The 25390-nt window shown below is 62.9% G+C and carries 26 protein-coding genes; 6 read left to right on the top strand and 20 right to left on the bottom strand.

What is annotated here, in order from left to right:
- Positions 1 to 38: 38 nt before the first annotated feature.
- Genes ylqF through ACN9MZ_RS09810 form a run of 3 tightly spaced genes read right to left on the bottom strand, consistent with a single transcriptional unit; the run spans position 39 to position 2554 of the window.
- On the bottom strand, positions 39 to 986 hold the full coding sequence (gene ylqF, locus ACN9MZ_RS09820; RefSeq protein WP_426341966.1) for a ribosome biogenesis GTPase YlqF: 948 nt from the start codon (positions 984 to 986) through the stop codon (positions 39 to 41).
- Positions 987 to 1023: 37 nt separating this feature from the next.
- Positions 1024 to 1626, bottom strand: a complete 603-nt coding sequence (locus ACN9MZ_RS09815) for an energy transducer TonB (protein ID WP_426341965.1) — start codon at positions 1624 to 1626, stop codon at positions 1024 to 1026.
- 1 nt (position 1627) lies between these two features.
- Entirely contained in the window at positions 1628 to 2554 is a 927-nt protein-coding gene (locus ACN9MZ_RS09810; protein ID WP_426322230.1) for a histone deacetylase family protein, read from the bottom strand.
- A 61-nt stretch (positions 2555 to 2615) separates the two neighbouring features.
- On the opposite strand from ACN9MZ_RS09810, the gene ACN9MZ_RS09805 reads away from it, so the two are divergent.
- The 5 genes from ACN9MZ_RS09805 (at position 2616) to ACN9MZ_RS09785 (ending at position 8222) form a co-directional block, all read left to right on the top strand.
- Positions 2616 to 3536, top strand: a complete 921-nt coding sequence (locus ACN9MZ_RS09805) for an AAA family ATPase (protein ID WP_426322228.1) — start codon at positions 2616 to 2618, stop codon at positions 3534 to 3536.
- A gap of 4 nt (positions 3537 to 3540) precedes the next feature.
- On the top strand, positions 3541 to 4521 hold the full coding sequence (locus tag ACN9MZ_RS09800) for a DUF58 domain-containing protein (RefSeq protein WP_426341964.1): 981 nt from the start codon (positions 3541 to 3543) through the stop codon (positions 4519 to 4521).
- Positions 4518 to 6533 (top strand): transglutaminase TgpA family protein, encoded by a 2016-nt coding sequence (locus ACN9MZ_RS09795; protein ID WP_426341963.1) that lies wholly within the window; start codon positions 4518 to 4520, stop codon positions 6531 to 6533. Before ACN9MZ_RS09800 ends, ACN9MZ_RS09795 begins: the two co-directional genes overlap by 4 nt.
- Complete coding sequence (gene mltB / locus ACN9MZ_RS09790; protein ID WP_426341962.1) at positions 6524 to 7636, top strand: lytic murein transglycosylase B; 1113 nt, start codon at positions 6524 to 6526, stop codon at positions 7634 to 7636. Before ACN9MZ_RS09795 ends, mltB begins: the two co-directional genes overlap by 10 nt.
- Positions 7637 to 7880: 244 nt before the next feature.
- Positions 7881 to 8222, top strand: coding sequence for a hypothetical protein (locus tag ACN9MZ_RS09785; protein WP_426341961.1), 342 nt, complete (start codon positions 7881 to 7883; stop codon positions 8220 to 8222).
- 52 nt (positions 8223 to 8274) lie between these two features.
- On the opposite strand, the gene cysM is transcribed toward ACN9MZ_RS09785, so the two are convergent.
- Positions 8275 to 9177 (bottom strand): cysteine synthase CysM, encoded by a 903-nt coding sequence (cysM, locus tag ACN9MZ_RS09780; protein ID WP_426170440.1) that lies wholly within the window; start codon positions 9175 to 9177, stop codon positions 8275 to 8277.
- A gap of 23 nt (positions 9178 to 9200) precedes the next feature.
- The gene (locus ACN9MZ_RS09775; protein ID WP_426341960.1) at positions 9201 to 9761 is read right to left on the bottom strand and encodes a GNAT family N-acetyltransferase; all 561 of its coding nucleotides are present in this window, start codon (positions 9759 to 9761) and stop codon (positions 9201 to 9203) included.
- Positions 9762 to 9825: 64 nt separating this feature from the next.
- Between ACN9MZ_RS09775 and ACN9MZ_RS09770 the strand changes: the two genes are divergently transcribed.
- Positions 9826 to 11538 carry an FAD-dependent oxidoreductase gene (locus tag ACN9MZ_RS09770; protein WP_426341959.1) on the top strand — a complete coding sequence of 571 codons (1713 nt, stop codon included), beginning with the start codon at positions 9826 to 9828 and terminating at the stop codon, positions 11536 to 11538.
- Here ACN9MZ_RS09770 and ACN9MZ_RS09765 read toward each other — a convergent pair.
- The 15 genes from ACN9MZ_RS09765 to pheA all read right to left on the bottom strand — a co-directional run bounded on the left by ACN9MZ_RS09765 (position 11525) and on the right by pheA (position 25371).
- Positions 11525 to 12280, bottom strand: coding sequence for a LytR/AlgR family response regulator transcription factor (locus ACN9MZ_RS09765; RefSeq protein ID WP_426341958.1), 756 nt, complete (start codon positions 12278 to 12280; stop codon positions 11525 to 11527). The two genes, ACN9MZ_RS09770 and ACN9MZ_RS09765, sit on opposite strands and share 14 nt — an antisense overlap.
- Positions 12277 to 13326 carry a sensor histidine kinase gene (locus ACN9MZ_RS09760; protein WP_426341957.1) on the bottom strand — a complete coding sequence of 350 codons (1050 nt, stop codon included), beginning with the start codon at positions 13324 to 13326 and terminating at the stop codon, positions 12277 to 12279. The genes ACN9MZ_RS09765 and ACN9MZ_RS09760 overlap by 4 nt, the downstream gene beginning before the upstream one ends.
- Entirely contained in the window at positions 13326 to 13904 is a 579-nt protein-coding gene (locus ACN9MZ_RS09755; RefSeq protein ID WP_426341956.1) for a transcriptional regulator, read from the bottom strand. The genes ACN9MZ_RS09760 and ACN9MZ_RS09755 overlap by 1 nt, the downstream gene beginning before the upstream one ends.
- A gap of 155 nt (positions 13905 to 14059) precedes the next feature.
- A complete protein-coding gene (locus tag ACN9MZ_RS09750; RefSeq protein WP_426341955.1) occupies positions 14060 to 14368 on the bottom strand; it encodes a ComEA family DNA-binding protein in 309 nt (102 codons plus the stop codon).
- A gap of 99 nt (positions 14369 to 14467) precedes the next feature.
- Positions 14468 to 15436, bottom strand: coding sequence for an OmpA family protein (locus ACN9MZ_RS09745; protein ID WP_426341954.1), 969 nt, complete (start codon positions 15434 to 15436; stop codon positions 14468 to 14470).
- Positions 15437 to 15523: 87 nt separating this feature from the next.
- Positions 15524 to 16450, bottom strand: a complete 927-nt coding sequence (gene rfaE1 / locus ACN9MZ_RS09740) for a D-glycero-beta-D-manno-heptose-7-phosphate kinase (RefSeq protein WP_426341953.1) — start codon at positions 16448 to 16450, stop codon at positions 15524 to 15526.
- Between the two features lies 1 nt (position 16451).
- Positions 16452 to 17627 (bottom strand): lipopolysaccharide assembly protein LapB, encoded by a 1176-nt coding sequence (gene lapB, locus ACN9MZ_RS09735; RefSeq protein ID WP_426341952.1) that lies wholly within the window; start codon positions 17625 to 17627, stop codon positions 16452 to 16454.
- A 12-nt stretch (positions 17628 to 17639) separates the two neighbouring features.
- Positions 17640 to 17942, bottom strand: a complete 303-nt coding sequence (locus ACN9MZ_RS09730) for a LapA family protein (protein ID WP_426341951.1) — start codon at positions 17940 to 17942, stop codon at positions 17640 to 17642.
- A gap of 64 nt (positions 17943 to 18006) precedes the next feature.
- A complete protein-coding gene (locus ACN9MZ_RS09725; protein ID WP_057260302.1) occupies positions 18007 to 18312 on the bottom strand; it encodes an integration host factor subunit beta in 306 nt (101 codons plus the stop codon).
- 16 nt (positions 18313 to 18328) lie between these two features.
- On the bottom strand, positions 18329 to 20005 hold the full coding sequence (gene rpsA / locus ACN9MZ_RS09720; RefSeq protein ID WP_426341950.1) for a 30S ribosomal protein S1: 1677 nt from the start codon (positions 20003 to 20005) through the stop codon (positions 18329 to 18331).
- Between the two features lie 77 nt (positions 20006 to 20082).
- On the bottom strand, positions 20083 to 20751 hold the full coding sequence (gene cmk, locus ACN9MZ_RS09715) for a (d)CMP kinase (RefSeq protein WP_426341949.1): 669 nt from the start codon (positions 20749 to 20751) through the stop codon (positions 20083 to 20085).
- Positions 20752 to 20873: 122 nt separating this feature from the next.
- Positions 20874 to 22205: a 3-phosphoshikimate 1-carboxyvinyltransferase gene (gene aroA / locus ACN9MZ_RS09710; RefSeq protein WP_426341948.1), complete on the bottom strand. Its 1332-nt coding sequence runs from the start codon at positions 22203 to 22205 to the stop codon at positions 20874 to 20876.
- Between the two features lie 9 nt (positions 22206 to 22214).
- Positions 22215 to 23165, bottom strand: coding sequence for a prephenate dehydrogenase (locus tag ACN9MZ_RS09705; protein ID WP_426341947.1), 951 nt, complete (start codon positions 23163 to 23165; stop codon positions 22215 to 22217).
- Entirely contained in the window at positions 23158 to 24276 is a 1119-nt protein-coding gene (gene hisC, locus ACN9MZ_RS09700) for a histidinol-phosphate transaminase (protein WP_426341946.1), read from the bottom strand. The genes ACN9MZ_RS09705 and hisC overlap by 8 nt, the downstream gene beginning before the upstream one ends.
- A 21-nt stretch (positions 24277 to 24297) precedes the next feature.
- Positions 24298 to 25371 (bottom strand): prephenate dehydratase, encoded by a 1074-nt coding sequence (gene pheA / locus ACN9MZ_RS09695; RefSeq protein WP_426341945.1) that lies wholly within the window; start codon positions 25369 to 25371, stop codon positions 24298 to 24300.
- Positions 25372 to 25390 lie beyond the last annotated feature (19 nt).

Raw genomic sequence — 25390 nt, 5'->3', positions numbered from 1 at the left:
GTCTGACCCCGTCAAATCAGCTGCCGCTGGAGACTATCCTAGCTCCCGCGCTTGCCCTTCATGCGCTCTGCTTCCTTCTCGGCCGCCTTGCGCTCCGCCTCTTCCGCCTTGATGCGCTCAGATTCCGCGTGGGCTGCCAGCGCTTCGGCGCGGGTGGCCGGCGTTTCCAGCGAAATGCGCCCCAGCGCGCCGCTGCGGTAATCCTGCAGCAGCATATGCGACGCCTTTTCAAAGTCCCAGTCGCCGCCCTTTAAGCGGTAGCTGCGCAATTGCGCCACGCGCTCGATCAACGCCACGCCATCCATGGCCGACACGTCGGCCTTGTAGCGCGCCTTCAGCAACTCCGGATAGTGCTTCAGCAGTTCCTCCGCCAGCCACAGCGCCACTTCTTCTTCGATCAGCGCGTTGGCGCCGACTGCATGCGACGCCGCCAGCGCCATGCCGTCGGACGGCATCTCGATCTTCGGCCACAGCAGGCCTGGGGTATCGATCAGCACCGTTTCCATATCGAGGTAGATCTTCTGCTGCTGCTTGGTCACGGCCGGCTCGTCCCCGACCTTGGCTACGCGGCGCTTGAGCAGCGCATTCATCAGGGTCGACTTCCCAACGTTGGGAATCCCCATGATCATCATGCGCAGCGGCTTGATCGGCTCATTGCGGTGCGGCGCCAGCTTGCGCGCCTTGGCAATCACCTTGGCCACGTCGGACGGCTTCTTGGTCGTCATCGCATAAGCAGTCACCGTCTTGTCCTGCTCGAAATGGCGAATCCAGGCCGCGGTGGCATCCGGATCGGCCAGGTCGATCTTGTTCAGGATCTTCAAGCAAGGGCGCTGGCGGAACTTGCGCAGTTCTTCCACCAGCGGATTGCAACTTGCCGCAGGCAGGCGCGCGTCAACCACTTCGATGACGACATCGACGTCGGCCATCTGTTCCGCCGCCTTTTTCTTGGCGGCGTTCATATGCCCGGGGAACCATTGGATAGACATGCTCTTGCCTTACGAATCGAATGAACAATCCGCCATTTTACCTCAAGACCACCCTGCCGAACGAGGTGTCGGTGCGGGCGCCGCTGGCCTTGGGCGAGATACCGAAACGACAAGTTTGCAGCCAGTTCACCGCATCCCGCACCACGGCGGCATCGAAATGCGCCGCTTCCGGCACAATGCGCTGGGCCTTGCCCTCGGGATCGATCAGGAAGCGCAGTTTGATGGAGGCGCGCCCATCAGGGCGCTGGTCGAGGTTATCGTAGCGCAGGAAGCGCTGCGACGGGCCGCAACTGCCCGGCACCAACATCGGCCGCAATGGCGGCGGGCCTTCCAGCGTCCACGCATACTGCAGCGGGAACGCCGTGCCTTCGCGCGCTGCGGGCAGGCCTGGCTTGAAGCGGCAGCGCGCCAGGCCCGCCAGCGCTGCCTGGTCCAGGATGCTCCAGCCGCTGCCCTGCTTCACTTGCGCGTTGCGTACGGCACCGTCGGTCCCCACCTGGAACTGCAGCGTAGTAGTGCCTTCGATTTCGTAGCGCACGGCTTCCCGCGGCCACTCGGGCACGGTGCAACTGGCCGGGGTGGTCAGCGACTCATACGGGAAAGCGCTGGCACCGGCCAGTGCGAGCAGCAGCGACAGCATGTCAGATCTCGGCCAGGGCCTTCACGTGGGCCACCACACTGCGGCCCAGGGCCGACAGGTTGTAGCCGCCTTCCAGGCAGCTCACGATGCGGCCTTGCGCGTGCTGGCGCGCGACCTCCATCACCTGCTGCGTCATCCAGGCATAATCGGCTTCCACCAGTCCCATGCCGCCCAGGTCGTCCTCGCGGTGCGCATCGAAGCCGGCGGAGATGAAAATCATCTGTGGCTTGAACGCATGCAGCGCCGGCAGCCACTTTTCCTGCACCAGCGCGCGCACCGTGTCGCCCTTGGAGCCGGCCGGCACCGGCACGTTGACGCGGTTGGGCGTCTCCGGCAGCACTTCGCAATACGGATAGAAGGGATGCTGGAAGAAGCTCACCATCAGCGCGCGCGGCTCGTCGAGCAGCGCTTCTTCGGTGCCGTTGCCGTGGTGGACATCGAAATCGACCACTGCCACGCGCTCCAGGCCGCGCACGTCGAGCGCATGCTTGACGGCGATTGCCACATTGTTGAACAGGCAGAATCCCATCGGCTCGGTCGGCCGTGCATGGTGCCCCGGCGGGCGCACGGCGCAAAAGGCATTATCGATTTCGCCGTCGATCACGGCATCGGTGGCTGCAATCGCGGCGCCGGCCGCGCGCCGCGCCGAGTTCCAGCTATGCGCGTTGAGCGAGGTGTCGCCATCGATCGGGTAGTAGTCGCCGGCAGCCGGCAGGTGGTCGCGCACGATGGCGATGGCGTTGGCAGTGTGGTTGCGTGCGATGGAAGCTTCCTCGGCCAGTGGGGCTTCGCGGTGTTCCAGCAGGTCGTCGATGTGGGCGTTGATCAACTGGTCGGCAATGGCTTGCAGGCGCGCCGGGCATTCTGGATGCCAATCGCCCATTTCGTGGCGCCGGCAGTCGGGATGGCTGTAAATTGCTGTGCTCATGAATCACGTTCTCGCATAGAATGCGACTAATCTACCACGCGGCGGGATGAGTACCAAAACCATGTATACCAAATTACACGCCGTAGCACGCCAGGTTGGCCAGGTCATCGTCGGCAAGGAATTGCAAGTGCGCCAGTCCCTGACTTGCCTGCTGGCCGGCGGCCACCTTTTATTGGAAGACTTGCCGGGCGTCGGCAAGACGACGTTGTCGCACGCCCTGGCGCTGTCGCTGGGCCTGCAGTTCAACCGCATCCAGTTCACCAGCGACCTGCTGCCGGCCGACGTGGCCGGCATTTCGATCTATGAACGCGAGCTGAACGCCTTCAGTTTCCATCCGGGCCCGATCTTCACGCAAGTGCTGCTGGCCGACGAAATCAACCGCGCCACGCCGAAGACCCAGTCCGGCCTGCTGGAGGCGATGGAAGAGCGCCAGGTGTCGGCCGATGGCGTGACCCGCCCCCTGCCCGAACCGTTCTTCGTGATCGCAACGCAGAACCCGACCCACCAGGTCGGCACTTTCCCGCTGCCGGAATCGCAGCTGGACCGCTTCCTGATGTGCATTTCGCTCGGCTACCCCGACGCTGCCGCCGAACGCGCGCTGCTGATGGGCGAAGACCGCCGGCAGATGCTCAAGCACCTGGCGCCGGCCATGACGCCGGCCGAACTCTTTGCAGCACAGCAGTCGCTGCGCCAGATCCATGCCTCGCCGGCCCTGATCGACTACGTCCAGGCGCTGGCGCAAGCTTCGCGCCAGAACGGCTTCTTTGCCGAAGGCCTGAGCCCGCGCGCCGCGCTGGCCCTGCTGCAGGCGGCGCGTGCCTGGGCCGCGCTGGAAGGCCGCGACCACGTCATGCCGGAAGACGTGCAAGCCGTGCTGGTGCCGGTCTGTGCGCACCGCCTGCGCCCGCTCAAGTCTTCGCACGGCACCGCGATGGCCAGCCGCGACCTGGTGCTGCAGCTGCAGAAATCCGTACCTGTTTAAGTCCATGTTTGCAGCAACGCAGAGATGGCTCAAGGGCTGGATCTTCCAGTTGAAGGAAAAGGAACCGGGCGAGGTGCAGCTGGTGATGCGCCGCGTGTTCATCCTGCCGACCAGACCCGGGCTGGCTTTTATCGGCCTGCTGCTGATCATGCTGATCGGCTCCATCAACTACACCCTTGGCCTGGGCTTCGTGCTGACCTTCTTCACCGGGTCCTGCGCCATCGTCGACATGTACATGACGGCCAAGAACCTGGCCTTCCTGCACTTGTCGCCGGGCCGTGCCCAGCCGGTGTTTGCCGGCGACGAGGCCCAGTTCGAACTGCTGGTGCGTAACGCCACGCCACGCGACCGCTACGCGATCTGGCTTGGCTTCCAGGAAGACGGCGAACCGCGCCAGTCGATCGATGTCGCGGCGAAGGGCAGCGCGGCTATCGTGCTGTCGCGCCCCACCACGGAACGCGGCTGGCTGGCGGCGCCGCGCGTGCGCCTGTTCACCCGCTTCCCGCTCGGCCTGTTCGGCGCCTGGTCGTACTGGCAACCGGACCTGAAAGTACTGGTCTATCCGCAGCCGGAAGTGGCGCCGCCACCGTTGCCGACCACCGGCGCCGCACGTGAGGACGGCCACGGCACCGTGGGCCTGGATAATTTCTCCGGCATCCGCAACTACCAGCCGGGCGACCCGATGCGCCACCTGGCCTGGCGCCAGATCGCGCGCCTGCATCCGGCCGATGGGGGCAACCTGGTCAGCAAGCATTTTGAAGGAGGCGCCGTATCCGATCTGCTGCTGGAGCTCAACGCGCTGCCGCCGCAGCTCGATATTGACGTACGCCTGTCGCGCCTGACCGCCTGGGTGCTGGAGGCGGAGCGGCGCTCCCTGCCCTACGCCCTTACCGTTGGCCACCGCCAAATCGCGCAGGGCCTGGGCGAGGCGCATTGCGCCGACTGCCTGCGTGTGCTGGCCTTATACGGCAAGGAGGGTGCATGATTGCGCGCCTGACCGGCATGGCCAACCGCCTCACGCGCGACAAAGCCGACACCCTGCTGCTGCTGCTGGCTGCCGTGATGGTTCTGCTGCCGCACTTCGGCCACCTGCCGCTGTGGACCTCGGCTGCGGTCTGCCTGACCCTGGCCTGGCGCGGCGCCATCACCCTGCGCGGCAGCCGCCTGCCGCCCATGTGGCTGCTGCTGCCGGTCTCGCTGCTGGCCATGGCGGGCGTCTACCTGACCTTCCGCTCCTTGCTGGGGCGCGAACCGGGCGTCACCATGCTGGCCCTGCTGCTGACCTTCAAGCTATTGGAAATGCATGCGCGGCGCGACCTGTTCGTGGTGATCTTCCTCTGCTTCTTCCTGCTGCTGACCAACTTCTTCTACTCGCAATCGATTCTCACGGCGCTGGCAATGATTGCCACGATCATCGTGTTGCTGTCGGCGCAGATCACCTTCCAGTTCACCGGCGCCGTGCCACCGCTGGCCGCACGCCTGAAGCTGGGCGGACGCATTTTTCTCATCGCCGCACCACTGGGCATGCTGTTGTTTGTCGGCTTCCCGCGCATCCAGGGGCCGTTGTGGGGCTTGCCGGGCGATGCCGCGGGCAAGAGCGGCATGTCGGACACTATGTCGCCTGGCTCGATGAGCAGCCTGGCGTTGTCAGAAGAGGTGGCGTTCCGCGCCAGCTTCAATGGCGCCGCACCGCCGAAAGCACTGCTGTACTGGCGTGGCCCGGTGATGAGCAACTATGACGGCCGCACCTGGAACCGCATCGCCCAGGCGCTGCTTCCAAGCGCCCAGTTGCGCCTTTCCAGGCAACTGGCATGGAAAGGGCCGTCCTATCCCTACGAGGTGACGCTGGAGCCGGGCCGCCGCCAGTTCCTGTTCATGCTGGAACTGAGCGAACCGGGCGCCAGGACCAGCGACGGCGATACGTTCTATACCGGCGAGCTGGAACAACTGGTGCGGGCCAGCAGCGACAAGCGCCTGCGCTACAGTTCCGTGGCACATCCGGATTACCTCGCACAACCCGACCTGGAGCCGCAGGCACTGAGGCGCTGGCTGCAGCTTCCCAAAGGCTACAACCCGCGCACGCTGCGCTATGCGGCGCAGATCCAGGCCCTGCGCGCCGAACGCGGCGACGAAGCCGCCATTGCTGCCGTGCTGGACATGTTCCGCAAAGGCTTCGAATACACGCTGGAGCCGGGCCGCCTGGGCCGCGATGAAATCGACGAATTCCTGTTCGATACCCGCAAGGGCTTCTGCGAACACTATTCCAGCGCCTTCGTCTACGTGATGCGGGCGGCCGGTTTGCCGGCACGGGTGGTGACCGGCTACCAGGGCGGCGAACTCAATCCGGTCGATGGCTACTATACGGTGCGCCAGTCCGATGCGCACGCCTGGAGCGAAGTATGGCTGGGCCCCCAGCGCGGCTGGACGCGCATCGACCCGACTGCCGCGGTGGCGCCGGAACGCATCCGCACCAGCCTGGCGCAAACCTTGCCGCAAGCAGCACCTTTCGGCTTGCAAGGCTTGGCCGACCTGGCACGCGACCAGAATTCCTGGCTGGCGCAGATGCGTTTTAGCATCAGCGCGATGAATAATGCTTGGAATCAATGGATCCTCGATTACAATCCAAACAGGCAGCAAGATTTCCTCAGAGAACTAGCCACCGCGTTTGGCGACTGGCGCCTGCTGGCGGCATTGGCCCTGTGCGCCGGGCTGTGGCTGATGATCAAATACCGTCGCAGCGCGAGGGCACACGACCCCGTCGATGCTGCTTACCACGCCTTCTGCCGCCAGCTGGCGCGGCATGGCGTGCACAAGGCGCCGGACGAAGGCCCGCTGGGCCTGGCCCAACGCGTGCGGCAGCTGAACCTGCCCCGCGAGAAAATATCGGCCATGACAGGATTCCTGGCGCTATATGGCGCGCTCAAATATGGCGCACCGGTGGCGCAAAACGATAACCCGGTCGCACGACTGAATAGTTTGCTGAAGCAATGCCGATGACTTTTTTAAAGAAATTCCCCGCCACTGCGCTCGCCCTGGCTTGCCTTGGCCTGGCGCTGGCGCCGGTGGCCGACGCCGCCATCCACAAGCCCGCCAAGGTCAAGAAAGCGCCAAAGAAACCAGCCATTGATTACAGCGGCGAGTTCGTCAACTTCGGCCAATGGAAGGACGTGCAGCAGTTCATGGGCGACCTGGAACTGAAGCACGGCGTGCCGATCGCCGAATCCGAAAAGCTGTTTCTCGAACTGCGCTACATCGACGCCGCGGTGCAGCTGGTGAAACCGGCGCCGCCGGGCAAGCCGAAAAACTGGCAAGCCTACAGCAGCCGTTTCATCGAACCCAGGCGCATCAATGCGGGTGTCGAGTTCTGGGCCGCCAACCGCGACACACTGGCGCGCGCCGAGGCGCTGTATGGCGTGCCGGCCGAAATCATCGTCGGCATCATCGGCGTGGAAACCATCTACGGCCGCGACATGGGCAAGTTCCGCGTGCTCGACGTACTGGCTACCTTGGCCTTCTCCTACCCGCTGACGCCGAACCGCGAAGCGCGCATGGAATTCTTCCGCGGCGAGCTGGAAGCAGCCATTGTTTCGGCGCGCCAGAGCGGAATCGACCCGCTATCGCTGACCGGTTCCTACGCCGGCGCGGTTGGCATGCCGCAATTCATGCCGAGCAATATCTACAAGCTGGGTGTGGACTTCGATGGCGACGGCAAGGTCGACCTGCGCAATTCGCCGGCCGACGCGATCGGCAGCGTGGCCAATTTCCTGATTGCACATGGCTGGAAGCGCGACGACCCGGCGCGACTGGCTTATCCGGCAACCGTGTCGCCCGAACGCGGCTGGGAAAAATACCTGGGCACCGGCCTGGAAGCCCAATATAGCGGCGCAGACCTGCTGGCCTCCGGCGTGCACCCGGATGCGGACTTGCCGCCGGGCCTGTATGGCCTGGTTGACCTGCAGAATGGCCCTGAGCCGACCGAGTACTGGGTCGGCAGCAACAATTTCTTCTCTATAACCAAGTACAACCGGAGTTATTTCTATGCCATGTCGGTAGTCGAACTTGGGCGCGCGGTAAAGCTTTCAATGAAGGAAACTTTGTAACTGCGTGTAACTTGTGTGATATACAAGAGTGTAGAATTACCCTAACACAAAAATTCAGGTAGAATTCTCTCAGAATGTTGCGATAGGACAACGCGTTTCGAGAGCAATATACTATTTTTTGTTGCACGCAAGTACTGCTGACCGCTCTGTTGTACAATTGTGTATATATTATGAAACTTGTTAAACAGGAATCCGTTTCCGGATTGGGTCTTAGCAGGACAACTTTAGAGAAGGAACAGAAGACATGACCAACCAAGTCGGTAATGATATGAACAACGAGTCGGAAGGCGATGATCTGCTGCAGTACAATCCGAACCGCCTGCTCGACACCCTGATCGAAAACCTGCGCCTGAAGAACGATGCGGCCCTGTCGCGCGCTCTGGAAGTGGCGCCGCCTGTGATCTCCAAGATCCGCCACCACCGCCTGCCGGTTGGCGCATCGCTGCTGATCCGCATGCACGAGGTTTCCGACCTGAGCATCCGTGACCTGCGTTACCTGATGGGTGACCGTCGCAATAAGTTCCGCATCAGCGACAAGCAGTTCAAGCCGAAAGAAGGCGCCGGCAGCTCGAAAAACGAGGGCTGATTCCAGTCCCTGGTTTACCCTCCCCGCGCGGGGAGGGTGAGCGGCCCTATGCTCAGGCCGGGAACACCCCGGTCGACAGATAGCGGTCGCCGCGATCGCAGACGATGAACACGATCGTCGCGTTTTCCACTTGCTGCGAAATGCGCAGCGCAATCTCACAGGCACCCGCTGCCGAAATCCCGCAGAAGATGCCCTCCTCGGCAGCCAGCCGGCGCGCCATGCGCTCCGCCGCGGCCTGCGACACGTATTCCACCTGGTCCACGCGCGCCTTGTCGTAGATCTTCGGCAGGTAGGCTTCCGGCCATTTGCGGATGCCCGGGATCGACGAACCTTCTTCAGGCTGGGCGCCGATGATGCGGATGTTCCCGTTCTGCTCCTTCAGGTATTGCGACACGCCCATGATGGTGCCGGTGGTCCCCATGGCGGACACGAAGTGCGTCACGCGGCCTTCGGTATCGCGCCAGATCTCCGGACCGGTGCCTTCGTAGTGGGCACGCGGGTTGTCGCCGTTGGCAAACTGGTCGAGGATGATGCCCTTGCCATCCTTTTGCATCTGCTCGGCCAGGTCGCGCGCGTATTCCATGCCGCCGGTTTTCGGCGTCAGGATGATGTTGGCACCGTAGGCGGCCATGCTCATGCGGCGCTCTTCGCTCAGGTTTTCCGGCATCAGCAAGATCATTTTGTAACCGCTGATGGCGGCAGCCATGGCCAGCGCGATGCCGGTGTTGCCGCTGGTTGCTTCGATCAGGGTGTCGCCCGGCTTGATCTGCCCGCGCTCTTCGGCCCGGCGCAGCATCGACATGGCAGCACGGTCCTTCACCGAGCCGGCCGGGTTGTCGCCTTCCAGCTTGCCGAGGATGATATTGCCGCGTGCGGCCGCTTCCGCGCCGGGGATGCGTACCAGTTGCACCAGCGGCGTGTTACCGATGGTATCGGCGATTGTTTTGTATGCCATGGTTCCTGCTATGAATTGTTCTGTCAAACGCCCATTCTATCCGCTCCAGCGGCGAGCTGCAGGGACATGAAGACATACTCCAGGCTCTCGCCGTCGATCCGGAACAAATCGGGAATCTCGCCCGTCTGCACGAAGCCGCAGCGGCGATACAGGGCCCTGGCCGGCTGGTTTCCCGCCAACACCTCCAGGTCGACCCATTCCAGCCCCTGGCCATGCGCCCAGTTGGCGGCCGCTTCCACCAGCGCCGTACCAAGTCCGCTGCGCCGTGCAGCGCGGTGCACGCCCATGCCCAGCAAGCAGCGGTGGCGTGCCGCCGGCTCGGGGCGCGAACGCAGGTCGATATGGCCCATGATTTCGCCCTCGCGCAGCGCGACCCAGACCCGGCGCCAGCCTTGCTGGCCAAAGCTGGCCTGCAGGCCGGTACTGAAGCCATTCGCCTTCTCCGGCGGGAAGCCGGCGCTGGTGCGCGACATGGGCTGGAACAGGGGTGCGCCATCGCGGCCGTTATCGAGCAGGTGGTCGTTGAGGTAGCGGAAGAAGGCGGCCAATTCTTCTGGATGCAGCGGTCGGATGGTAAAGGTCATGACAAATCATAGCAGGCCGGGGTAATTGAATTAAACTACCCGGATAACACAGGAGCCCTACCCCATGAGCGACACCGAAGTCATATCCATGCCCTCCACGCTGGAGAGCCGCCGGCACCAGGTCAACCCGGTGCTGACCGAGCAGGAAATCAAGCGCCTGCACCGATTCGGCACGGTGCGCCAGTATGCACGCGGCGTGCGCATCCTCGAAGCGGGCCACACCTGCTTCGGCCTGATCATCGGGCTGAAGGGCACGATCACGATCTGCAAATACGATGGCCTGGGCAATTCCGAATTCCTGACCGAGCATGGTCCCGGCGAATTCACCGCCGAGGTATCGCAGCTGTCGGGCCGCCCTTCCCTGGTCAATGCAACCGCCAAGGATGATGTCGAAGTGCTGGAAGTGTCGCCGGAAAACTTGCGCGCACTGGTGATCGCGGAAGCGGAACTGGGCGAGCGCATCGTGCGCGCCCTGATCCTGCGCCGCGTCGGCCTGCTGGAAAGGGAAGGCGGCGGCCTGGTGCTGGTTTCCCCGGCCGGCAATGCGGCCCTGTTCCACCTGCGCAGCTTCCTGAGCAGTAACGGCTACCCTTACCGCATCCTCGATCCGAAAGACGACGAGCAGGCGCGCGCACTGTGCGAGTACTACGAGCCGGGCCCGGACGACTGGCCGCTGGTGGTGTGCCCGGACGGTGTGGTGAAGAAGAACCCGAGCAATGCGGAAGTAGGCTATTGCATCGGCCTGCTGCCGGACATCGATACCGAAAAATTGTGGGACGTGGTGGTGGTCGGCGCCGGCCCTGCCGGCCTGGCGACTTCCGTGTACGCGGGTTCGGAAGGCTTGTCCGTGCTGGCACTGGAGCAGCGCGCATTTGGCGGCCAGGCTGCGGCCAGCGCACGCATTGAGAACTACCTCGGCTTCCCGACCGGCATATCCGGCGGCGCCCTGGCCGGCCGCGCCTTCGTGCAAGCGCAGAAGTTCGGCGTCGAAGTTGCCATTCCCGCGCCAGCCACCCGGCTGCTGTGCGATAGCTGGCCGCTGCGCGTCGAAATCGCCGGCGGACAGGTGGTGCGCGCCAAGACCGTGGTGCTGGCAAGCGGCGCGCGCTACAAGCGCCCTGCCCTCGACAATATCGGCGAATTCGAAGGCCGCGGCATCTATTTCTGGGCCTCGCCGATCGAAGGCAAGCTATGCAAGTCGGAGGAAGTGGTGCTGGTGGGCGGCGGCAATTCGGCCGGCCAGGCGGCGGTGTTCCTGTCCAGCTTTGCCTCCAAGGTGCATATGGTGATCCGCGGCGACGGCCTGAAGGCCACCATGTCCACCTACCTGATCGACCGCATCAAGGCCACGCCGAATATCGAACTGCACACGCATACCGAGATCGTGGCGCTGGAAGGCAATGACGACGGGCTGTCGCGCGTGACCTTCCGCTGCAAGGACACCGGCGAGGTCGATAGCTGCGACGTATGCCGCCTGTTCCTGTTCATCGGCGCCGACCCGAACACGGCATGGCTGGCCGACTGCGGCGTGGAAGTCGATGCGCAGGGCTTCATCCGCACCGGCTTCGACGCCATCAAGGACCAGTGCCGCGCCAAGATGACGCTGGCCGATGCGCCGCAGCGCGCGCCGCTGGAAACCAGCGTGCCCGGCGTGTTTGCCATCGGCGACGTGCGTTCCGGCTCCACCAAGCGCGTGGCAGCCGGCGTCGGCGAAGGCGCGGCCGTGGTGTCGCAGGTCCACGCCTTCCTGGCCAAGCTGCCTGTCACATCGTCCTGAAGCGGTGCTGGAAGCGCTGGCTGACCGGCAGCCGCGCTCCATGCCCGCGCAGGGTCAGCCACATCGCGTTGTCGCCGTCGCGCACGGCGGCGGCAATGCGCTTTACCGCCACCACATAACTGCGGTGCACCTGCCAGAAGCCCGCCCCTTCAAGCGTTTCCGCCAGCTCCTTGAGTGGCGTGCGGATGTGCGCCTCCAGTCCGGCCGTTACGACGCGCGTATACTTGTCTTCCGCCACAAAATACAGGATGTCGGCCAGGTCGATGAAATACACCGCCTGCCCCACCGAGGCCTGGATCCACGAAGGCGCCTGGTCAGCAGCCGGCGCCGCGCTGGCGGCGCGCACCCCGGCGGCAATGCGCCGCAAGTCCGGGGGCGGCAGCAGCAAGCGTTGCCGCAGCCGTTCCACGGTGCGCGCCAGCCGGGCCGCATCGACCGGCTTTAGCAGGTAATCGTGGGCGCCTTGCTCGAAGGCAGCCAGCGCATGCTCGTTGTAGGCCGTGACGAACACCACATGGGTGCGCGAACCGAAGGTGGCCGCCAGTTGCAGTCCATCGAGACCCGGCATGCGAATATCGAGGAACGCCACGTCGGGCGCCAGTTCGCGCGCCAGCCGCAACGCCGCGAAGCCGTCCGCGGCGTCGGGCAGCAGCTGAGCCTCCGGCCATAGCGCCGCCAGTAGTTCGCGCAATTCGGCGCGCAGCAGCGGCTCGTCATCGGCCAGCAGGATGCGCGGCGTCATGGACGCACCTCCAACGGCAGCAGCAATTCTGCCTCGGTGGCGCCGTCCGCCGCCTGGCGCAGCTCGAACTTTGCCCGTCCGCCATATAGCGCCTGCAAGCGCTCGCGCACATTGCGCAGGCCGACGCCACTGCCCAGCAGCGCAGCGCCTTGCTGCAGGCCGGCGCCGTCGTCGCGCACCACGACGCCAAGATGGCCGCCGCGCAGCACCGCCGTTACGCTGACGCGCACCGTACCCGGCTTGGGCTCCACACCATGCTGGACGGCGTTTTCGACCAGGGACATCAACATCATCGGCGGCACTGGCGCCTCGCGCAGTTCCTCCGGACAATCGACCTGCGTTGCCAGGCGCTCGCCGAAACGGATCTCCATCAGCGCCAGGTAGTGCCCCGCCAGCTCGCATTCGCGGCCCAGGGTGGAGACCGGAGTGCGCATATCGGGCAAGGCCGTGCGCAAGTAAGCGATCAGATGGTCCAGCATTTCCACCGCACGCTCAGGCGCGTGGCGCGCCAGGTAGCGCGTATTCGCCAGCGTGTTGTACAGGAAGTGCGGTTCGACCTGCGCCTGCAGCGATTTCAATTGCGCCTGGACGGCAGCGCGCTGCAGTGCCGACAGTTGCATGGCGCGCGCCTCGCGCTGGGCGATCAGCAAAGGGATGGCCAGCACCAGCGTATTGAATACCAGGGCACTGCCCATCACCTGCCCTCCCGACAGCCCCGCCAGCCGGTGAACCTGCACCAGCTGCAGGTATGCCAGCCCGGCCAGGCCCGCAGAAGCAAGCAGCACGAAGGGCAGTGCCATCCAGCATAAGCCCCAGCCGGCGTCGCGCGGCAGCAGCCAGCGCAAGGCACCTGCCGCAAGCTGCGCCGCATAGGCGCCCAGCACCAGGCAGCCGAACAAGGCAATCCTGGCCCAGTTGCCGTCCCAAATCGCCACGCCCATCACCAGCGCTGCGCACAATGCGCTCCATGCCCAGTCCTTCCAGCTGGAAGACGATAGCCGCTGCAATGCCGCTCCCGGCCCGGCTGGCATCACCGTTTCACTCATCACAGGCTCGGTTTGGTGCGCAATTCAACTTCCTCTTCGTGTGAAGGCAAGCTATCGACCGCTACCTCTTTTCCTACCGCTTCCATCTTGAGGTCGTCGATCCAGGTGGTGCCGCTGGAACCGGTGATGACCCCGAAGCTGATCGACTTGGCATCCGCAGGCACGTCGAGCGTGACGCTGCGCAGCGTCCAGCCATTGGTGCCGTGCATTGGCTTATCCTGGCTGTTGTAGAAGGCACAGGAACGCTTTTCTTCGCAGTCGACGCGCATCCACAGGCCGGTCCAGCCGGTGACGTCTTCGGTACGGACCTGGGCCTGGAAGCGCAGGCGCTTGCCGCGGTAATCGGCGGCGGAGAACACCTGCATCAGCGTCGCCCAGTCGCCGGCCTTGGCCGAGGTGGCGCGCACGTATTTGGCATGCGAATCGCGGTGGAAGCCTTTTGTTTCCTGGCCGGCTTCGAAGCGGTTCCTGGTCTCGGAACTCAGCATCCAGGGCGGGTCAAGTGGAATGGTCGGCTGGGCCAGCGCCAGCAAGGCGGTAGAGCTGAAAGCGGCAAGAAGGATCAGGTGGAATTTCATGGTTCGTGAGTTTCTCATGGCAGGACGGGATTGTCATGCCATGACTTTGCCCCACGACGGGCGGGCGCGAGGAAGCATGCGACAAGCGCTTTCCCGCGCCGATAAACGCCGCTAGCCGCCGATGAGCGCCCAGGGCTTTTGCTACGAGTCACCGCTCACTTCTTCTTCATGCTCTCTTTATGCGGCGCGGCATTGTCGAGGGACTTGCCGTTGACCGTCAACCCGGCTTCCGACAACCTGGCGGCATTCTTCTCGCCGATGCCTTTGACGCGCTGCTCAAAGTCGGCCCAATCCTTAAACTCCCCTTTTGCGCGCTCCGCCATGATGGCCTTGGATTTGGCCGGTCCGATGCCCTTGATGCTATCGAGTGCGGCCTGGTCGGCCTTGTTGACATCAACCTGGGCGAATGCCATGCCCATGCAAGCGACCAAGGCAGCAATGGCGAGCAGCAGTTTCCTGATCATGATGACCTCCATATGTGGACACGAGAAGACCTCGTTTCGCCACAACGCGGCACGCGCTGCCCGGCTGACACGGGCCGCGCACCTTTTGAGGCAGATCAATCAACGCACGACTAATTCCACACGACGGTTCTTTGCGCGCCCTTCATCGCTGGCATTGCTGGCCACCGGCGCCAGGTTGGCAACGCCGCGCGGCGTCATGCGGTTGGCGGCAATGCCATACTTTGCGGCAAGCGCGTCGGCTACGGCCTGGGCCCGCTTCTGCGACAGCGTGATGTTGGCATCGAACTCGCCCTGGTCGTCAGTGTGGCCGACGATGAAGACCTTCATCTTGGGCTGCGCCTGCAAGGCCTTGGCCATCTGTTCCAGTTGCTCGCTCGATTGCTCGCGGATCACGGCCTTATTGGTGTCGAAGGTCACGCCATACAGCGCCACCTTGCCATCGCGCTGCAAGCCTTCCTGGATGGCGCGCGTGTCGACGGTCACCTTGCCGCCCTCCATGACTGTCGGCTCGACAATCTGCATGAACTGGCGTACGCGCTGGAAATCGGTGTACTCGGACAAGGCGACCATGACATAGGTATTGCCGCCGGGCCCCGGCTTGGCGGCGCTGACCAGGTGGAAGCCAGGCTGGTTGGCGCTATTGAAGGTGCTGCTGACATATGGGTCGAAAGACTTCCAGTTCACTTCGCGCGGAAGTTCCTGGACCAGGTTCTGCACCTTGGCCTTTTCACACTGCTCGGTCTCGCAGGCATACAGGATCTTGAAACCGGCGGCAGTCAGCGCCTGCAGGTAGTTGCGATGGATTTCCAGCGGGCTGCGGCCTTTGGGTCCCCAGTAATAACGGTTGGCGGTCTTGCCTTCCACCTTTTTCAGTACCGGTTTGCCGGCTTCGATGTCGACGACCTTGACCTGGCCCAGGTTCGCGCCGCCATACATGTAGAGCATCGACCCGTCATAGCGATGCACCAGCGGATGATCGCTGCCGCCGGCAAGGTCTTTACTGAAATTCGGCTGAGCGTTCGCTTGCAACGAAAAGGCAAGCAGCAGGGAGAGGAGGATCGGGCGCATGGCAGTTCGAGAAGGTTGATCGGATTGCCAATATAACAAAATTTCCGCCCCTCCCGTGAAAGTCGGGGTCAGGCCTGACCCCGACTTTTATGCGAATAGTTCGTCGCGGGTGACAGTGGCGGTGCCGAGCTTGCCGACTACGATGCCGCCGGCGCGGTTGGCGGTCTCGACGGCTTCTTGCCAGCCGGCGCCAGAGCCGAGCATGGCGGCCATGGTGGCAATCACGGTGTCGCCTGCGCCGGAAACGTCGAACACTTCGCGCGCGCTGGCATGCACGTTGAAGATGCCTTCGTCGGTGAACAGGGTCATGCCCTCTTCCGATCGGGTCAGCAGCAGCGCGTCCAGCGACAGTTCGGCGCGCAAGTTCTGTGCCTTGCTTACCAGTTGTTCTTCGCTGTTCCAGGAGCCGACGATGCGCTTCAGTTCCGATTTGTTCGGGGTCAGCACGGTGGCCCCTTTGTAGGGCGAGAAGTCGTCGCCTTTCGGGTCCACCATCACGATCTTGCCGGCTGCGCGTGCGGTGGCGATCATTTCCGCCACGTCGACCAGGCCGCCCTTGTTGTAGTCGGATAGTACGATTACGTCGTATTCCGGCAGCAGGGTCTTGAACTGCACCAGCTTGTTGCGCAAGACGGCGTCGCTTGGCGGCTCTTCGAAGTCGATGCGCACCATCTGCTGCTGGCGGCCAATCACGCGCAGCTTGATGATGGTGGAGATGGCGTTGTCGTGCTTCAGGTAGCTGTGGATGCCGCCGCTTTGCAGCAGTTGTTCCACTTCCGCCCCTGCCTCGTCGGCGCCGACGATGCCCAGCAGGCCGGCGTGTGCGCCCAAGGCCGCGGCATTGCGTGCGACGTTGGCGGCGCCGCCCAGGCGCGCTTCGCGGCGTTCGATGCGCACCACGGGGACCGGGGCCTCCGGCGAAATGCGGCTGACGTCGCCGAACCAGTAGCGGTCCAGCATGACGTCGCCGGCGACCAGGATGCGTACTTTGTTGAGTGCGGGCGCTTTGCTCATATCAGTTCATTACGTTGAGTTCTTCGGTGCGGCGCGGCGGGTAGGAGTCCCAGCGGCTGCATCCCGGGCAGTGCCAGTAAAACTGGCGGGCTTTGAAGCCGCAGTGACTGCACTGGTAGCGGGCCAGCTTTTGCGTGTAGCCGTGCACCAGGTTCTTGACCATCGACAGCTCGGACAGCACGGAGGCCGGCGCGTCCATCATGCGTGCTTCCAGCAGCTTGTCGAGGCCGAGCAGGGTCGGCGTGCGGCGCAGTTCGTCAAGCACCACTTGCTTGGCGGCGTCCACGCCTTCCAGTTCGATCACGGCCTTGAACACCACTTCCAGCAGGTCGATCGAGGAGGCTTGTTCCAGATAGGACTTCAGCAGGCTGACGCCTTCCTGCGGCCGGCCCACCTTGCGATAGCCATCCATCAGGCGTGTTGCGGCCAGCGCGGTGTGCGGCACGGATTGCTGCTCGACGCGGCGCCAGGTGACCAACGCGGCTTCGGTGTCGCCTTTCGCCAGCTGCGCGTCGCCGCACAGGATGGTGGCGCGCACGCTGCTGCGGTCGGCCTGCAGGGCTTGTTCCAGCAGGGCTTCCGCTTCTTCTGGCTTCATGTGCACCAGCGCGTCCTGCGCCAGTTCACAGTAGAACTGCGATATTTCCTTCTGGCGCGAGCCGGCGCCGGACTCCTGCAGCGCAAGCGCGGCTTCGATGGCGCGCTTCCATTCCTTTTCGCGCTGGTAGATTTCCAGCAGCGCCTTGCGGCCTTGCACGGCGTAGGAAGTGTCCAGCAGGCGGGTATAGGTTTCTTCGGCGCGGTCCAGCAGGCCGGCTTTCAGGTAATCCTGGCCCAGCTCATATTCGGCATGGGCGCGCTGCTCGGCCGGCAGGTCTGGGCGCGACAGCAGGTTCTGGTGCACGCGGATGGCGCGCTCCGTTTCGCCGCGGCGGCGGAACAGGTTGCCCAGTGCGAAGTGCATGTCGGCCGTTTCGGGATCGAGCTTGACGATCTCGATGAAGGAGTCGATGGCCTTGTCCGGCTGGTCGTTCAACAGATGGTTCAGGCCTCGGAAATAACCGCGCGGCAGGGTGCGCGACTCGGACACCACGGCGCGGATATCGACGCGAGCAGCGATCCAGCCGAGGGCAAACATAGCTGGGATCCCCAGCAGCCACCAGAGTTCAAAATCCATGTTCTTAAATGATTATGGGGTGTTGATGCTATCCGGCAGCGGGCGCTCGTTTACTTGCATGGCCGCGGTCTGCAGGGATTGGATGGTGGATTTCTGCTTGTTCGATTCGCGGCGCTGGCGGAACAAGGTAGGAGTCAGTGCGAGGATGCACAGGGCGGCGCCAGCCACGAAGAAGGCCAGCAGCATCAGCACCAGTGGGCCACGCAGCTCGTAATTCAGGAACAGGTGCAGGTCGACTTCCTGCGTGTTTTTCAGGGCAAAACCAAAGAACAGGACAAACAGGACAACGCCAACGGCGGTGGAGAGGAATTTCATTGTCAGTTCCAAATTAAAAAGGGGCAGGCAAATGCCCGCCCCTTCATTCTACTGTGCCAGAGACTCAGTCCTCAATGATCGGTTGCCCGACCATCGCATCGACCCGCTCGCGCAGCTGCTTGCCAGGCTTGAAGTGCGGCACCCGTTTTTCAGGGACCATCACCTTGTCGCCGGACTTGGGATTGCGCCCAATGCGTGGCGGCCGCGAATTCAGGGCAAAGCTGCCAAAACCACGGATCTCGATGCGTTGGCCTTCGGCCAGGGCGTTGGTCATCGCATCGAGGATGGTCTTGACGGCATACTCCGCATCTTTGGCCACCAGCTGGGAGTAACGCTCAGCCAGCCGGTTGATCAATTCGGACTTAGTCATCTAAGTGCTCGGTAGATTAGTTCTTGTTGTCGAACTTGGCTTTCAGCAGCGCGCCCAGGCTGGTGGTGCCGGAAGCGGCGCTGGAGTCAGCGGCCATCTTCGACATCACTTCAGCGGTTTCCGCGTTGTCCTTAGCTTTGATCGACAGCTGGATCGAACGTGCCTTGCGATCGATGTTGATCACCAGGGCTTCCACGGAATCACCAACCTTCAGGTGGGTGCCGGCATCTTCCACGCGGTCGCGGGAGATTTCGGAAGCGCGCAGGTAGCCTTCAACTTCTTCGGACAGCTGGATCACGGCGCCTTTTGGCTCAACCGACTTAACGGTACCGGTGACCAGGGAGCCCTTGTCGTTCATGGCTGCGAAGTTGTTGAATGGATCGCCTTCCAGTTGCTTAACGCCCAGGGAAACGCGCTCACGCTCAACGTCGATTGCCAGAACCACGGCTTCCAGTTCGTCACCTTTCTTGAACTTGCGCACGGCTTCTTCGCCGGACTCGGTCCAGGACAGGTCGGACAGGTGCACCAGGCCGTCGATGTTGCCTGGCAGGCCGATGAACACGCCGAAGTCGGTGATCGACTTGATGGCGCCCTTGACCTTATCGCCCTTCTTGTGGGTCATGCCGAAGTCGTCCCAAGGGTTTGCCTTGCACTGCTTCATGCCCAGGGAGATACGACGACGCTCTTCGTCGATTTCCAGGACCATGACTTCCACTTCGTCGCCCAGTTGAACGACTTTGTTAGGAGCCACGTTCTTGTTGGTCCAGTCCATTTCGGACACGTGAACCAGGCCTTCGATGCCTTGTTCAACTTCAACGAACGCACCGTAGTCGGTCAGGTTGGTGACTTTACCGAACAGGCGGGTGCCTTGCGGGTAACGACGGGACAGGCCGGTCCAAGGATCGTCGCCCAGTTGCTTCACGCCCAGGGACACACGGTTCTTCTCTTGATCGTACTTCAGGACCTTGGCGGTGATTTCCTGGCCAACGGTCAGCACTTCCGATGGGTGACGTACACGACGCCATGCCAGGTCGGTGATGTGCAGCAGGCCGTCGATGCCGCCCAGGTCAACGAACGCACCGTAGTCGGTGATGTTCTTGACGACGCCGGTCACCACGGTGCCTTCTTTCAGGGTTTCCATCAGCTTCTGACGCTCTTCGCCCATCGAAGCTTCGATAACGGCGCGGCGGGACAGAACCACGTTGTTGCGCTTGCGGTCCAGCTTGATAACCTTGAACTCGAGGGTCTTGCCTTCGAATGGGGTGGTGTCTTTAACAGGACGGGTGTCTACCAGCGAACCTGGCAGGAAAGCGCGGATGCCGTTGGTCAGAACGGTCAAGCCGCCCTTGACTTTGCCATTGACGGTACCAACGACGATTTCGCCGGATTCCATTGCTTTTTCCAGTGCCAGCCACGATGCCAGGCGCTTGGCCTTGTCACGGGACAGGATGGTATCGCCGAAACCATTTTCCAGCGATTCGATGGCCACGGAAACGAAGTCGCCTACTTTGACTTCCAGTTCGCCTTGGTCATTCTTGAATTCTTCAACAGGAATGAAAGCTTCCGATTTCAGGCCTGCGTTGACGATCACAAAGTTGTGATCCAGACGCACGACTTCAGCGGAGATCACTTCGCCAGAGCGCATGTCTTGACGCGACAGGGACTCTTCGAAGAGGGCTGCAAAACTTTCCATTATTTATTTCCAGGTTAGCCAGTAAGGCCCGCACTATGCGGCTTCAACTGGGTTGAGGGTTGAACAAAAACAACGATTTATTTATGGGTGGCGGCCCACCATTTCAACACCTGCTCGGTCGCTTCATCAGCGTTCATGGCAGACGTATCGAGGATGTGCGCTCCCTCTGCTGGCGCCAGCGGCGCAATGGCCCGGTTCATATCCCGGTCGTCGCGCGCTTTCAAATCCATCAGCAGGTCTTGCATACTAGCAGAAATTCCCTTTCCGATCAATTGCTTATAGCGGCGATCGGCGCGCGCTTCGACGGAGGCGGTCAAAAACACCTTCAGGGGCGCGTGCGGGAAGATGACCGAGCCCATGTCGCGGCCGTCGGCGACCAGGCCCGGGGTTTTGCGGAAACTCAGCTGCAGGCCATACAGGGCCTGGCGCACGGCGGGCAAGGCGGCGATTTTCGATGCCGTATTGCCAACTTCTTCGGCACGAATGGCGTCGGTGACGTTTTCCTGCGACAGGTAGATGGCGTCGCCGGCGAAATGGATGTTCAGGTGCTCAGCCAGCTTGGCCAGGGCGTGTTCGTCGTTCAGGTTGGTTTCGCGGCGCAGGGCCTGCAGCGCGGTCAGGCGATACAGGGCGCCGGAATCGAGGAGGTGGAAGCCAAGCTTTTCCGCGACCTTGTGGGCTACGGTGCCCTTGCCGCTAGCGGTCGGGCCGTCGATGGTGATGACTGGGATGTTCGATGTTGGCATATGGTTATTCTTGACCCGGACCTGGGTACGACCCAAGGGTCGGATCCATCCACTGCAAGCGCCGCAGACAGGGCCTGACCCTTGGGTCAGCCCCAGGTTTACCGGGTCTGGTTGACTAAAAGTTAAACGCTACCACGCTTAGCGATAGACGCAAACGCGGTGAAGTACTCGGGGAACGTCTTCGCAACGCATTTTGGATCATTGATGCGAACTTTGGCGCCCTGGCGGATGAAGCCATCCAGCGAAGCCAGCGAGAAGCACATCGCCATGCGGTGGTCGTCATAGGTATCAATGGCAGCCGGCAGCAGTGTAGCCGGTGGCGTCACGGACAGCCAGTCAGCCCCCTCCTCCACCGTCGCGCCCAGCTTGCGCAGCTCCGTCGCCATGGCCGCCAGGCGATCGGTTTCCTTCACGCGCCACGAAGCGATATTGCGCAAGGTGGTAGTGCCCTCGGCATACAGCGCCGCCACGGCAATGGTCATCGCAGCATCCGGGATGTGATTGAAGTCCATGTCGACAGCCTTCAGCGGGCCAGACGCGCTGGCTTCGATCCAGTTATCGCCCATGATAATGGTCGCGCCCATCTGCTCCAGCGCCTGCGCAAAGCGCACGTCGCCCTGGATCGAATCGCGGCCCACGCCCTGCACCCGCACCGGCCCACGGCCAATCGCGCCGGCAGCCAGGAAGTAGGAGGCGCTGGAGGCATCGCCTTCCACATGGATGGTGCCCGGGCTCTTGTAGGTCTGGCCGGCAGGAATAGTGAACGACGACCAGCCATCCTGCTCGACCACACCGCCAAAGCGGCGGATCAGGTTCAGGGTGATTTCAATATAAGGCTTGGAAATCAGCTCGCCTTCCACTTCGATGGTCACGGCATGCTCGCGCGCCATCAGCGGTGCGACCATCAGCAGCGCAGTCAGGAACTGGCTCGACACATCGCCGCGCACTTTCAGGCGCTGCGACTTGAACTCGCCCGAGCGGATATGCAGCGGCGGGTAGCCCTTGTTCATCGTGTATTCGATATCGGCGCCAGCGGCGTTCAGCGCGTCGACCAGGTCGCCGATCGGCCGCTCGTGCATGCGCGGCACGCCGTGCACCTTGTAGTCGCCGCCGATTACGGCCAGCGCCGCGGTCAGCGGGCGGATCGCGGTGCCGGCGTTACCCATGAACAGGTCGGCAGTGCGCAGCGGCCAGCTGCCTTTCACGCCCTGCACCACGTGCACGGTGCTTTCGCCTTCGCGATGTTCGGTCCATTCCACGCCCAGCGAGCGCAGTGCGGCCAGCATCACGGCGGTATCGTCGGAAGCCAGCAGGTCGATCACGCGCGTTTCGCCTTCGGCCAGCGCGGCCAGCAGCAGGATGCGGTTGGAGATGGATTTCGAACCTGGCAGGCGCACCGTGCCCTCGGCGCGGGCGACCGGCAGCAGGTCGAGGTAATGCGGATAATCAGTCATGCGTGTTCCTTATTCTGCCGCCGCGTCTTTCGGCTGCGGCGGCTCAGCCGCCTCGATGGTCTCGATCCATTGCCGGCGCGCGCGCTGGGCGTTGGCGTAGGTCGCTTCAAGGGCGGCGGCGTCGCCAGCGGCAAGGCTGGCGCGCAAACGGGTTAATTGTGCCAGATATGCATCCAGCTCAGTCAGGAGTGCGGCCTGGTTGGCGAGGCTGATGTCGCGCCACATTTCAGGCGAGCTGCCGGCGATGCGGGTGAAGTCGCGGAATCCGCTGGCAGCATATTGGAACAGCAAATCCGAGTGGGGCTTGCGTTCGATGTCGTCTACCAGCGCGTAGGCCAGCAGGTGGGGAAGATGACTGACGGCGGCGAACACTTTGTCGTGCTCTTCCGGGGTCAGGGTGTGGATGATGGCGCCGCAGGCTTTCCAGGCGTTGGCCACGCGCTCGATGGCGGCGGGGTCGTTCTCGGCCAGGGGCGTGAGGACGGTCTTCTTGCCTTTGTAAAGGTCGACGATGGCGGCATCGGGGCCGTTGGTTTCGCGGCCGGCGATGGGGTGGCCGGGGACGAATTGGCTGACCTTGTCGCCCAAGGCGGCGCGGGCGGCGGCGACGACATCGGATTTGGTGCTGCCGGCGTCGGTGACGATGGTGCTTGCCTCGAGATGCGGCAAGATCGATTGCAGGATGCGGCCGGTCTGCGCGACTGGCGCAGCCAGCAGGATCAGGTCGGCGCCTTCTATTGCTTCGCCAAACCCGGTACATCTGGGTCCGCCCCAAGGGTCAGACCCTGCCTTACCGGGTTGGGCGGCCGAGTCGATGATGCCCAATTCGAGAGCCCGCTCCAAAAATGCCTCGGAGCGATCAACGCCAACGATGTGTTGGACAACGCCAGCCTGCTTCAGCCCCCGCGCAAACGAGCCGCCAATCAGGCCTACGCCGAAGATGACGACCTTGTTAAGCACGGTCCTCCGCCAGCGCCTTGCGCAGCGCAGAAATCAGCACCGCATTTTCCTGCGGCAGGCCGATGGAAATACGCAGCCACTGCGGCAGGCCATAATTTCCCACCGGACGCACGATCACCCCCTGCTTCAGCAGCGACAGGTTGATGCGTGCACCAGCTGCGTCGTCGTTACCTACGCGCACCAGCACGAAGTTACCGTACGAAGGCACATACTCCAGCCCCATATCCTTGAACGCTTCCACGAACTGCTCATAGCCCGCGGTATTGTTGGCAGCCGACTTCTCCAGGAATTCCTTGTCGTTCAGCGCAGCAATCGCCGCGGCCTGAGCCAGCGAGTTGACATTGAACGGCTGGCGAATACGATTCATCAGGTCGGTCACTTCCGGCTGCGCCAGCGCAAAGCCCACGCGCAGGCCCGCCAGGCCATAGGCCTTGGAGAAGGTACGCGACACCAGCAGGTTCGGGTACTTCTTGACCCAGGCAGCGGATTCGTACTGGTCTTCCTTTTTCAGGAACTCGTTATAAGCCTCGTCCAGCACCACGACCACGCGGGCCGGCACCTTCTGCAGGAAAGCTTCGATCTCTTCGCCGCGCACGAAGGTGCCGGTCGGGTTGTTCGGGTTGGCAATGAACACCAGCTTGGTGTCCGCCTCAATGGCGGCAGCCATCGCATCGAGGTCGTGGCCGTGATTCTTGGCCGGCACCACGATATGGCGCGCGCCGATGCCCTGGGTCGCCAGCGCGTACACGGCGAACGAGTACTGCGAGTACACGACGGACTGGCCGCGCTCAACGAAAGCGTGCGCAGCGATTTCCAGGATGTCGTTGGAGCCGTTGCCCAGCGTGATCCAGTCCATCGGCACGTCGTAGCGCTTGGACAGTGCCATCTTCAGGTCGAAGGCGTTGGCATCCGGGTAGCGGCCCAGTTCCGCGGCGGCAGCGGCCATCGCCTTCTGCGCCGATTCCGGCACGCCGAACGGGTTTTCGTTCGATGCCAGTTTGACGATGGATTCTTCTTTCAGGCCAAATTCGCGCGCCACCTCGGAGATAGGCTTGCCCGCCTGGTAAGGAGCGATTGCACGAACGTATTCAGGGCCATAAGTCTTGGACATGTTTCTAATCTCTTTTAAAGGTCAGGTGAGGCTGGTCGGATAAGAGCCCAGCACTTTGAAGAAGGCAGCATTGTCCTTGAGTTCAGCCAATGCCTTTGTCACGGACGGGTCTTGTACGTGCCCTTCTACGTCTACATAGAAATAGTATTCCCAGGTGCCGATGCGGGCCGGGCGCGACTCGAAGCGCGTCATCGATACGCCATGCTTGGCCAGTGGCGCCAGCAACTGGTACACGGCGCCGGCCTTGTTCGGCACCGCCAGCACCATCGAGGTGTGGTCACGGCCGGAAGGATTGGTCTGCAGGCTGCCGATCACCACGAAGCGGGTGCGGTTGTGCGGGTCGTCCTGGATGTGGGCGTTTACCACGCCCAGGCCATATTGCGCGCCGGCGTGTTCGCTGGCGATGGCGGCAATGGTCGGGTCGTCGCCGGCCATGCGTGCCGCTTCGGCATTCGAAGCCACGGCGCGGCGCTCGATGTGCGGATAATTCTGGTTCAACCACACCTGGCATTGGGCCAAGGCCTGCGAATGGGCGCAGATCACCTGCACGCCTTCCATGGTGCCGGTCTTGGTCATCAGGCTGTGGTGGACCGCGATGGCGATCTCGCCGGAGATCAGGCAAGGCGTAGCCAGCATCAGATCCAGGGTGCGGTTTACCGCGCCTTCGGAGGAGTTCTCGACCGGCACCACGCCGAAATCGGCGGTGCCGGCTTCGGTCGCGCGGAACACTTCATCGATGGAGGCGCAAGGGATGCCATCCACTGCTGTGCCGAACTGGGCGTACACCGCCTGTTCGCTGAAGGTGCCGGCCGGGCCGAGATAGGCCACGGCCACGCGGCGCTCCAGGGCGCGGCATGCCGACATGATTTCGCGGAAGATGGTCTGCACTTCGCGTGCACCCAAGGGGCCAGGGTTGCGGTCGGCCACGCCGCGCAGCACCTGGGCTTCGCGCTCTGGGCGGAATACTGGGGCGTTGGTTTCGGCCTTGACGTGGCCGACCTCCTGCGCGACTTTGGCGCGCTCATTGAGCAACGCCAGGATTTGCGCGTCGATCGAATCGATCCTCTCGCGTAAGGGTTTCAGTTTGTCTGTCATCAGTTTGCGTTCACTTTAT

This window comes from Pseudoduganella sp. S-14 (assembly GCF_049913285.1).
In the GTDB taxonomy this organism is placed as follows: domain Bacteria; phylum Pseudomonadota; class Gammaproteobacteria; order Burkholderiales; family Burkholderiaceae_D; genus Rugamonas.
The sequence above is the reverse complement of the archived record's forward strand: the minus strand, read 5'-3'. Positions and strand labels throughout refer to the sequence as shown.